The organism is Micromonospora deserti (genome assembly GCF_003236335.1).
GTDB classification, from domain to species: domain Bacteria; phylum Actinomycetota; class Actinomycetes; order Mycobacteriales; family Micromonosporaceae; genus Micromonospora; species Micromonospora deserti.
In genome coordinates, this window is the sequence record NZ_POUB01000242.1 from 1 (window position 1) to 8,988 (window position 8,988).

Genomic DNA, 8,988 nt, shown 5'->3' on the forward strand with positions numbered 1-8,988 from the left:
GCGGGAGGGGGCGGCGTTCCGGGCACCCGATCGTCGTATCGTCTGCGCCGTGATGATCAATTTTGAGACGCCGCCGGACCGGCGCCTGCTGGCCGTCGCACTGCGCCACGCGTTCCGCCGGACCCTGCGCCTGCTCGTGGTCTGCGGCTTCCTGCTGCTGTTGCCGGCGACCGTCGACCTGCTGGCGGACCGACCCGTGCGGGTCGCGGGCTGGGTGGTGGCGGCGTTGGTCTTCTGGCTGTCGCCGCGGTTCGTCGTGCGGGGCGCGGTCGAGAACAACTGGAAGACCTACGGGGTACCGATCGCCTGGCAGCTCTCCGACGAGGGCCTGCGGATGTCCACCCGGCTGATGGAGAGCCTGCTCCGGTGGGAAGCGCTGGAGACGGTCGAGCTGATCCCCGGCCAGTTGCTGTTCAGGGTCAACCGCCAGCAGGTCGTCCCGGTGCCGATCGCCGGGCTCAGCCCGCACGACCGGGACGCGCTGCTGGGCTTCCTGGGCGGCCGGGGCCTTCTTGCCGGTGGTGAGCAGGCTGCTGGCGGTGCGACGGTCACCGGCTGACCGGGTCGTCGGTGCCCCCGCAGGTGCCGTCGTGGTCGGTGCGGCGTCGGCAGCGGCCGGCGCCGTCGACCTTGGCGTCGCACCAGATCCGGGTACGCAGGAACTGGTGGTCCTCTTCGCTGAGGGTGGTCTCGCCGAAGTACCGCGGCGGAAGGAGACGATCGTAGTGCCTGGCGACATGGCGGGTGCCCAGCTGGCGGCCGAGCGACTGTTCACCGGGCATCGCGGTCTGTTGCATGCTGTGGCCTACCGGGTGCTGGGCAGTGTCAGCGAGGCCGACGACGTGGTGCAGGACACCTGGCTACGTTGGAGCCGCGTCGATGTGGCCGCCGTCGCCGACGCTGAAGGCTATTTGGTTCGCATCGCCACCCGGCTGGCGATAGACCGATTGCGCAGTGCGCGGGTACGGCGGGAATCGTATGTCGGGCCGTGGCTGCCCGAGCCGATACTCACCGGCCCAGACGTGGCCGACAACGTGGCATTGGCGGAGTCGGTGTCGACCGCAATGCTGCTCCTTCTGGAGGCACTATCCCCAATAGAGCGCGCGGTGTTCGTGCTCAGCGAGGCATTCGGGTACAGCCACACCGAGATAGCACGGTTCGTCGGGCGCAACGACGCGGCGGTACGGCAGGTCGCGCGCCGCGCCAAGCAGGCAGTGCAGGAGCGCCGACGCCGCTACGACACCGACCAGGTGACCAGGCAGCAGGCAACCGAGCGATTCCTGGCCGCCTGCCTGGGCGGCGACCTGAAGGCTCTGATGCGGGTGCTGGCACCGGACGTGACGATGATCAGCGACGGTGGTGGGTTCAGCGGCGCGCCTCGCAAGCCAATCCACGGGCTGGAGTACGTGGCTCGCGCGATCCTCGTCCTCTCTCAGCGCCGACCGGAGGACTCGCGCGCTCAGATGGTTCGGATCAACGGCGGTCCCGGGATCGTCATCTCGTCAGCGGGTGCGCCGGTCCTAGCGGTGACGCTGCACCTGGTGAACGGCGCGATCCACACGGTGCATGTGGTCAGCAACCCCGAGAAGCTGACCGGCGTCATCGCATGACCCAGGTCACAACATGTCACGGCCTTGAGGTGCTGCTCCGTCCGTGAGGCGACCCAGCCGTCGCTCTCACGGAATCGGAGACCGCCATGTTCGCCGCATATGTCACGGTCACCCTCCTCGCATCAGCCGTCAACGGCATCGCCGCCATCGCCAACTTAATCGGCCACGACTACCCCAAGACCCAGGCGGACAAGATGCGCGTGCCACGGACCTGGATACCAGCGTTGGGCTCCCTGCTCGCGGCAGGCGCCGTAGGGCTGCTGGCCGGGTTCGCGTTCCCGCTGCTAGGCACGCTTGCCGCTGCCGGCCTCGTGCTGTACTTCCTGGGAGCGCTCGGTGCCCACTTACGCGTCCACGACCATCAGCTCGGCGCGTGGGCCGTCTTCTTCTGCCTGGCGGTGGCCGCACTCGCCGTGAACCTGGCCTATCACGGGGCGCCTTCATCCTGCCGGTGAGGATGGGCATCTGCATAAGTGGTCCGGGTCCCCGCCGTCGCGCTGTTCGAGCTGGCCGAGGGGAGTACCGCCCGGTTGCCGCAGCGGCGGCCGGGAGCACCTTCGTGATGACCGAGCCGTTCGCGTTCGCCGTCGACCCGGCGGCCCTGCTCGACGGCGAGGCGCCGGACGAAATCGAGGGCTGAGGCTCCCAGCGGGCGTACAGCGGGGCTGGGGAAGAATGGCCGGGTGACTTCCCCCCGCGACCTCGTCCTGCTCGGCTCCACCGGCTCGATCGGGACCCAGGCCATCGACATCGTGCGGCGCAACCCGGAGCGGTTCCGGGTGGTCGCCCTCGGCGCCGGCGGCGGCAACGTCGAGCTGCTCGCCGCCCAGGCGCTGGAGCTGGGCGTCGACGCGGTCGGGGTGGCCCGCGCCTCCGCCGCGCAGGACCTCCAGCTCGCCTTCTACGCCGAGGCGAGCCGCCGGGGCTGGGCCACCGGCGACTTCCGGCTACCGAAGATCGTCGCCGGGCCGGACGCGATGACCGAGCTGGCACAGTGGCCCTGCGACGTCGTGCTCAACGGGGTCGTCGGCTCGCTCGGGCTCGCGCCGACCCTGGCCGCGCTGCGCGCCGGGCGTACGCTCGCGCTGGCCAACAAGGAGTCCCTCGTCGCCGGCGGCCCTCTGGTGAAGGCCGCGGTGACGCGGCCGGGGCAGATCGTTCCGGTGGACTCGGAGCACTCGGCCCTCGCTCAGTGCCTGCGCGGCGGTGCCCGGGGCGAGGTGCGGAGGCTGATCGTCACCGCCAGCGGCGGCCCGTTCCGGGGGCGGCGGCGCGACGAGCTGACCCAGGTCACCCCGGAGCAGGCCCTGGCCCACCCGACCTGGAACATGGGGCCGGTCGTCACGATCAACTCCGCGACGATGGTCAACAAGGCGCTGGAGGTGATCGAGGCGCACGAGCTGTTCGACGTGCCGTACGCCGACATCACCGTGATGGTGCACCCGCAGTCGGTGATTCACTCGATGGTCGAGTTCGCCGACGGCTCCACGCTCGCCCAGGCCAGCCCGCCGGACATGCGGCTGCCGATCGCGCTCGGCATCGGCTGGCCGGACCGGGTCAGTGACGCCGCCGCCGCGGTCGACTGGACCACCAGTCACACCTGGGAGTTCGCGCCGCTGGACGACGAGGCGTTCCCGGCGGTCGGGCTGGCCAAGGCCGCCGGGGAGACCGGGCGTTGCCGGCCGGCGATCTACAACGCCGCCAACGAGGAGTGCGTGGCCGCCTTCGTCGCCGGCCGGTTGCCGTTCCTCGGCATCGTCGACACCCTCCAGCGCGTGTTGGAGGACACTCCCGACTTCGGTGAACCAGGTACCGTCGAGGACGTGCTCGCGGCGGAGTCGTGGGCGCGTACGCATGCGCGGGAGATCATCTCGGGATCGGGGAAGGGAGCCTGATGCTGTACCTGCTCGGGGTGGTGGTGATCGCCCTGGGGATCCTCATCTCGGTGAGCCTGCACGAGGCGGGGCACATGTTGACCGCCAAGGCGTTCGGGATGAAGGTCACCCGCTACTTCGTCGGCTTCGGCCCGACCATCTTCTCGTTCCGCCGGGGCGAGACCGAGTACGGCCTGAAGGCGATCCCGCTGGGCGGCTTCTGCAAGATCGTCGGGATGACCCCGCAGGACGACGACGTCGACCCGGCCGACGAGCACCGCGCGATGTGGCGCTACCCGGTCTGGAAGCGGACGATCGTGATGTCCGCCGGCTCGGTCACCCACTTCGCCCTGGCCGTGATCGCGATCTGGCTGGCCGCGATGTTCATGGGCCTGCCGAACCGGGACTTGCCCAACCCGCTGCCCGCGCACGTCGCCGTGCAGGAGTGCGTCATCCCCGCCGCCGAGGTGCGCGAGTGCGCCCCCGGCGACCCGGTCAGCCCCGCCAAGCAGGCCGGGCTGCGCGACGACGACGAGATCCTCGCGGTGAACGGGGCCCCCGTCGCCGACTACACCGCACTGGTCAAGGCGATCCGTGACCTGTCCCCGGGCCAGACGGCCACCATCCGCTACGAGCGGGACGGGGTGCAGGGCGAGGTTCAGGCCCAGCTGGCCGCGGTGCAGCGCCCGCCCCTGACCGACCCGGAGGCCGCCCCGGTCACCGTCGCCGCGCTCGGCGTCGCCGGGCCGAAGCTGCCCCCCGGCGTCCCGGCCAACGTCACCTACGGCCCGATCGAGGCGATCCCGGCGACGGCCGACTACACCGGAAGCCTGGCGGTCGGCACGTACGAGGCGATGAAGCGGATCCCCGAGAAGGTGCCCGCGCTGTGGGAGGCCGTCACCGGTGGTGAGCGGGACAAGGACACCCCGATCAGCGTGGTCGGCGCCAGCCGCCTCGGCGGTGAGGCGCTGGAGCACGGCGTCTGGCAGCTGCTGGTCATCCTCTTCATCTCGCTGAACTTCTTCGTCGGGGTGTTCAACCTGCTTCCGCTGCTGCCGCTGGACGGCGGCCACATCGCCATCGCCTGGTTCGAGCGGGCCCGCTCCTGGATCTACGCCCGGCTCGGCCGCGCCGATCCCGGCCGGGTGGACTACCTGAAGCTCATGCCGCTCACGTACGCGGTGATCCTGGTCGGTGGCGCGTTCACGTTGCTCACCGCCACCGCGGACATCGTCAATCCGATCACGCTCTTCTCAAGGTGAGTGCCTGAAGTGACCGCTGTCAGTCTCGGTATCCCCGCCGTGCCGCCCCCGCCGCTCGCCCCGCGCCGGGCGAGCCGCCAGATCATGGTCGGCTCGGTGCCGGTCGGTGGGGGTGCGCCGGTGTCGGTGCAGTCGATGACCACCACTCTCACCGCCGACATCAACGCCACCCTTCAGCAGATCGCCGAGCTGACCGCGTCCGGTTGCCAGATCGTCCGGGTGGCGGTGCCGTCCCAGGACGACGTGGAGGCGCTGCCGGCGATCGCGAAGAAGTCGCAGATCCCGGTGATCGCCGACATCCACTTCCAGCCGAAGTACGTGTTCGCGGCGATCGACGCCGGCTGCGCGGCGGTGCGGGTGAACCCGGGCAACATCCGGCAGTTCGACGACAAGGTCAAGGAGATCGCGAAGGCGGCCGGCGATGCCGGCGTGCCGATCCGGATCGGCGTCAACGCCGGCTCGCTCGACAAGCGGCTGCTCGCCAAGTACGGCAAGGCCACCGCCGAGGCGCTGGTCGAGTCCGCGCTGTGGGAGTGCTCACTCTTCGAGGAGCACGGCTTCCGTGACATCAAGATCTCCGTGAAGCACAACGACCCGGTGGTGATGATCCGGGCGTACCGGCTGCTGGCCGAGAAGTGCGACTACCCGCTGCACCTGGGCGTCACCGAGGCCGGGCCGGCGTTCCAGGGCACCATCAAGTCGGCGGTCGCTTTCGGCGCGCTGCTGGCCGAGGGGATCGGCGACACCATCCGGGTCTCGCTGTCGGCGCCGCCGGTCGAGGAGATCAAGGTCGGCGCCGCCATCCTGGAGTCGCTCGGCCTGCGCGAGCGCGGCCTGGAGATCGTTTCCTGCCCGTCCTGCGGCCGGGCCCAGGTCGACGTCTACAAGCTCGCCGAGGAGGTCACCGCCGGGCTGGAAGGGCTGCCGGTGCCGCTGCGGGTCGCGGTCATGGGTTGCGTGGTCAACGGCCCGGGCGAGGCCCGCGAGGCTGACCTCGGTGTCGCCTCCGGCAACGGCAAGGGCCAGATCTTCGTCAAGGGGCAGGTCATCAAGACCGTGCCCGAGGCGCAGATCGTGGAGACGCTGATCGAGGAGGCGCTCCGGCTGGCCGAGGAGATGGGCGCCGAGCTTCCCGAGGAGCTGCGCGGTCTGGCCGCCGGCGCCACCGTCACCGTCCACTGACACCCCCGCCGCCTCGCCCAGCGGGCACTTCCCCGCGCCTCCGGGCAATGCCGCGACGTAGGGCCGGACACGATCCCGCGACGCGGGGTGGCACTCCCGCGACGCGGGGCGGTACTTGCCGGAAAGAGTGGTCGTTCCCCGGGGAACGACCACTCTTTCCATGTCTGGGCGACGGGTCCGCCACCGCCGGGTTGGGCGACGGCAGCGCCGCCGCCGGTTGGGCGTGCCGCCTCTCCGGGCTGGGCGGGGAACCGCCTCCGGGCGGGTCACTCCGATTCGGCGAGGATGGCGTACAGCTTGCGGCGCGTCTCGTCGAGCACCTGCGCGGCCCGTTCCCGCTGGTCGTCGGTGCCGGTCATCATCACCTGGCGCAGGGCGTGCATCGCCTGGGTGCCGGCGTCCCGGATGTCGTGCCAGCTGTTGACGGTGCCCTGGGCGAGCGCCGCCCAGGGCGGCGTCTGCGCCGCCTCGCCGGCCTCCGCCCTGCCGGCCTCGGTGAGCGCGAAGCGCTTCCGCCCGCCGCCGGACTCATCGGTGGTCGCGGCGATGACGCCCTCGTCCTCCAGCAGCTGGAGGGTGGGGTAGACCGAGCCCGGGCTCGGCCGCCACGCCCCGCCGGTGCGGGAGTCGATCTCCTGGATCATCTCGTAGCCGTGCATCGGCCGCTCCACGAGCAGCGCCAGCACGGCGGCGCGCACGTTGGGCCGGCGTCCCCGGCCACGCCCACGGCCACCCCAGCCGCCGTGCCCGCCGTGGCCCGGGGGGAAGGGCGGAACGGGCGGAAAACCGAAGCCGCGCATCCGCGCCTCGTGCATCTGGTGCAGCTTGCGGTGAAATCCCATCTAACGTCCTCTCCTCATTACTATCGATGATGCATCGACGATATATCGGCAACGTGTCGGCGGCAAGCCGCGATCGGCTGCTGATCTGCGGGGCGCTGGCCCACGTCGTCGGCGAGCTGTGGGCTCCGCCGGTGGGGTATCTCCTTCCGGGCTGGCGCCCGAGCATGCGCACGGGCAGTACCAGGGCGCCTACTGCATGGGCTTCGAGCTGGGCCGGATGGCGGCGCCGGTGGTGGCAACCACGCTGGCGGTCGGCGGGGGCGAACCGGGCTGGCTGCTGCTCGGTGGGCTGTTCCTGGTGCTCGGTTCGCTGGTGCCGGCGCTGGTGCGGTGGGCCGCCCGCAACCGGGCTGCCGGCGTGGCCTCGCACCGGTCCCCGTGCCGTGGTCCGACTCGCCACTCAGCCCACGCGGCGGGGGGCCGATCTGGCAGGCTGGTACTCGTGCTGACGGTGCCGGTACGGCAACTGGGGGAATCGGAGCGCCGCGCGGTCGAGCGACTGCTCGACCTGGACCCGTTCGCGGGCGCGCAGGTGGCCGAGCGGGTCGCCGCGCGCGGGCTGGCCTGGTGGCGGGCCGAGGGTCGGGTCCTGGGCTACGGCACCCGCCGGAACCTGGAGTCGGTCTGCTGGCTCGGCGGCAACCTCACCCCGGTGCTCGCCTCGGAGCCGGCCGTCGCCGCCTTTGCCGACCTGCTCGTCGGCGAGGAGCGGCTCTGCTCGTCGATCGTCGGCCGGGCCGACGCGGTGCTCGGGCTCTGGGACCGGCTCTCCGCGGCCTGGGGGCCGGCCCGGGACGTACGCCCCAACCAGCCGTTGCTGGTCACCGACGCGCTGCCCACGGTCCCGGCCGACCCCGAGGTGCGGCGGGTACGCGGCGGCGAGGTCGACCGGCTCTTCCCGGCGGCGGTGGCGATGTACACCGAGGAGGTGGGCGTCTCGCCGCTGGCCGAGGACGGCGGGCGCGGCTACCGGCGGCGGGTCACCGACCTGGTCCGGGCCGGGCGGGCGTACGCCCGGTTCGTCGATGGGGAGGTCGTCTTCAAGGCCGAGCTGGCCGTGGTCACCCGTCGGACGGCCCAGGTGCAAGGGGTCTGGGTGGCTCCCGAGTGGCGGGGCCGGGGTATCGCGACGGCGGCGATGGCGGCGGTGGTACGTGACGCGCTGCTCCGCGCCGCCCCGACGGTCAGCCTCTACGTCAACGACTTCAACCTGCCCGCGCGCCGGGTCTACGAGCGCTGCGGCTTCCGCCCGGTCGGCACCCTGGCCACCGTGCTCTTCTGAGGCGCCCCCGGGATGCCGCCCCCGGGACGCCGCATCGGCCCCCGGCGTCGCCGCACCGGACCCCCGGGCACACCGGGCCCTCGGCGCGGCCCCGCCGCCTGCTGGTCCCGCTGGTGATGGGCGGGGTCACAGCGCCGGGGCACGACGACACGGACGACCGGCGTTATGCTGACCATGTTTTTATACTGACCGGTCAGTTCAAGGGATGGTGCGGGTCGATGGTGGTCGTCGAAGCGAGCGGGCTGGGCTTGCGGACCCGCCGGGGTTGGGTGTTCCGCGACGTCGACCTGACCGCCGCCGAGGGGGAACTGCACGCCGTCACCGGGTCGCCCGGCAGCGGCCGTACCTCGCTGCTGCTCGCCCTGGCCGGGCGCTTCCCCACCACCGAAGGGCGGCTGCTCCGGCACGGCCCGTCCGCGCTCGGCCAGGTGGCCGGCGTGCACGAACCGGATCCGGCGCTCACCGTCGCCGAGCACGTCCAGGAACGGCTGCTGCTGCTCGGGCCGGTGCCGCGCCGCGGTCGCCGGCTGGTGCCGGTGGCCGCGCTGCGGGCCCGGCGCGCGTACCGGCGGGACGCCGTCGCCGCCGCGATCGCCGGCGCCGGCCTCACCGAGGACGCGCCCTTCGACCCGGACGTCCGGGGCCGGGACCTCACCCCGGTGCAACGGCAGGTGCTCGGCCTGGTCCTGGCCACCCTGAGCGCGCCCCGGCTGATCGTCGCCGACGACGTGGACGCCGGCTCCGACGGGCCGGAGCGGGCCTGGCTCTGGGCCGTGCTGGCCCGGCTGGCCGACCAGGGCTACGCGGTGGTCGCCAGCGCCCGCGCAGTCGAGCCGGGCAGTCCGGCGACCGTGCACCGCCTCGACGAGCCGCCGCTGCGCGCACCGTGCGCCGCGCCACCCGCCCCGGCGCAGGGCACCGCCGCGCCGCCCCCCG

The 8,988-nt window shown here is 72.3% G+C and carries 10 protein-coding genes; 9 read left to right on the top strand and 1 reads right to left on the bottom strand.

Translation table 11 applies throughout. The annotated features are described in order from the left end of the window. From C1I99_RS25190 to ispG, 7 genes are all read left to right on the top strand, one after another. On the top strand, positions 1-559 hold a 559-nt coding region (locus C1I99_RS25190; RefSeq protein ID WP_233512703.1), incomplete at its 5' end, for a YcxB family protein. 178 nt (positions 560-737) lie between these two features. Beyond that, the gene (gene sigJ / locus C1I99_RS25195) at positions 738-1,610 is read left to right on the top strand and encodes an RNA polymerase sigma factor SigJ (protein ID WP_111136681.1); all 873 of its coding nucleotides are present in this window, start codon (positions 738-740) and stop codon (positions 1,608-1,610) included. 86 nt (positions 1,611-1,696) lie between these two features. After that, positions 1,697-2,065, top strand: coding sequence for a DoxX family protein (locus C1I99_RS25200; protein WP_111136675.1), 369 nt, complete (start codon positions 1,697-1,699; stop codon positions 2,063-2,065). Positions 2,066-2,067: 2 nt separating this feature from the next. Beyond that, positions 2,068-2,250 carry a hypothetical protein gene (locus C1I99_RS32415; RefSeq protein ID WP_146604049.1) on the top strand — a complete coding sequence of 61 codons (183 nt, stop codon included), beginning with the start codon at positions 2,068-2,070 and terminating at the stop codon, positions 2,248-2,250. Positions 2,251-2,293: 43 nt separating this feature from the next. After that, entirely contained in the window at positions 2,294-3,505 is a 1,212-nt protein-coding gene (gene dxr / locus C1I99_RS25205) for a 1-deoxy-D-xylulose-5-phosphate reductoisomerase (RefSeq protein WP_111136676.1), read from the top strand. Further along, positions 3,505-4,746, top strand: a complete 1,242-nt coding sequence (locus C1I99_RS25210) for a M50 family metallopeptidase (RefSeq protein ID WP_111136677.1) — start codon at positions 3,505-3,507, stop codon at positions 4,744-4,746. Before dxr ends, C1I99_RS25210 begins: the two co-directional genes overlap by 1 nt. 9 nt (positions 4,747-4,755) lie before the next feature. Next, positions 4,756-5,928, top strand: coding sequence for a flavodoxin-dependent (E)-4-hydroxy-3-methylbut-2-enyl-diphosphate synthase (ispG, locus tag C1I99_RS25215; protein WP_111136678.1), 1,173 nt, complete (start codon positions 4,756-4,758; stop codon positions 5,926-5,928). A gap of 266 nt (positions 5,929-6,194) precedes the next feature. Here ispG and C1I99_RS25220 read toward each other — a convergent pair whose 3' ends face one another. Then, positions 6,195-6,770, bottom strand: coding sequence for a PadR family transcriptional regulator (locus C1I99_RS25220; RefSeq protein WP_111136679.1), 576 nt, complete (start codon positions 6,768-6,770; stop codon positions 6,195-6,197). 442 nt (positions 6,771-7,212) lie between these two features. On the opposite strand from C1I99_RS25220, the gene C1I99_RS25225 reads away from it, so the two are divergent. Next, positions 7,213-8,052, top strand: coding sequence for a GNAT family N-acetyltransferase (locus C1I99_RS25225; RefSeq protein WP_111136682.1), 840 nt, complete (start codon positions 7,213-7,215; stop codon positions 8,050-8,052). A gap of 218 nt (positions 8,053-8,270) precedes the next feature. After that, on the top strand, positions 8,271-8,988 hold a 718-nt coding region (locus tag C1I99_RS25230), incomplete at its 3' end, for an ATP-binding cassette domain-containing protein (protein WP_111136680.1).

Excerpts from the sequence above, each read along its gene's own strand:
- sigJ (WP_111136681.1), top strand. The coding sequence starts at position 738 with ATGGCGGGTGCCCAGCTGGCGGCCGAGCGACTGTTCACCGGGCATCGC.
- C1I99_RS25200 (WP_111136675.1), top strand. The coding sequence starts at position 1,697 with ATGTTCGCCGCATATGTCACGGTCACCCTCCTCGCATCAGCCGTCAAC.
- C1I99_RS32415 (WP_146604049.1), top strand. The coding sequence starts at position 2,068 with ATGGGCATCTGCATAAGTGGTCCGGGTCCCCGCCGTCGCGCTGTTCGA.
- C1I99_RS25210 (WP_111136677.1), top strand. The coding sequence starts at position 3,505 with ATGCTGTACCTGCTCGGGGTGGTGGTGATCGCCCTGGGGATCCTCATC.
- C1I99_RS25220 (WP_111136679.1), bottom strand. The coding sequence starts at position 6,770 with ATGGGATTTCACCGCAAGCTGCACCAGATGCACGAGGCGCGGATGCGC.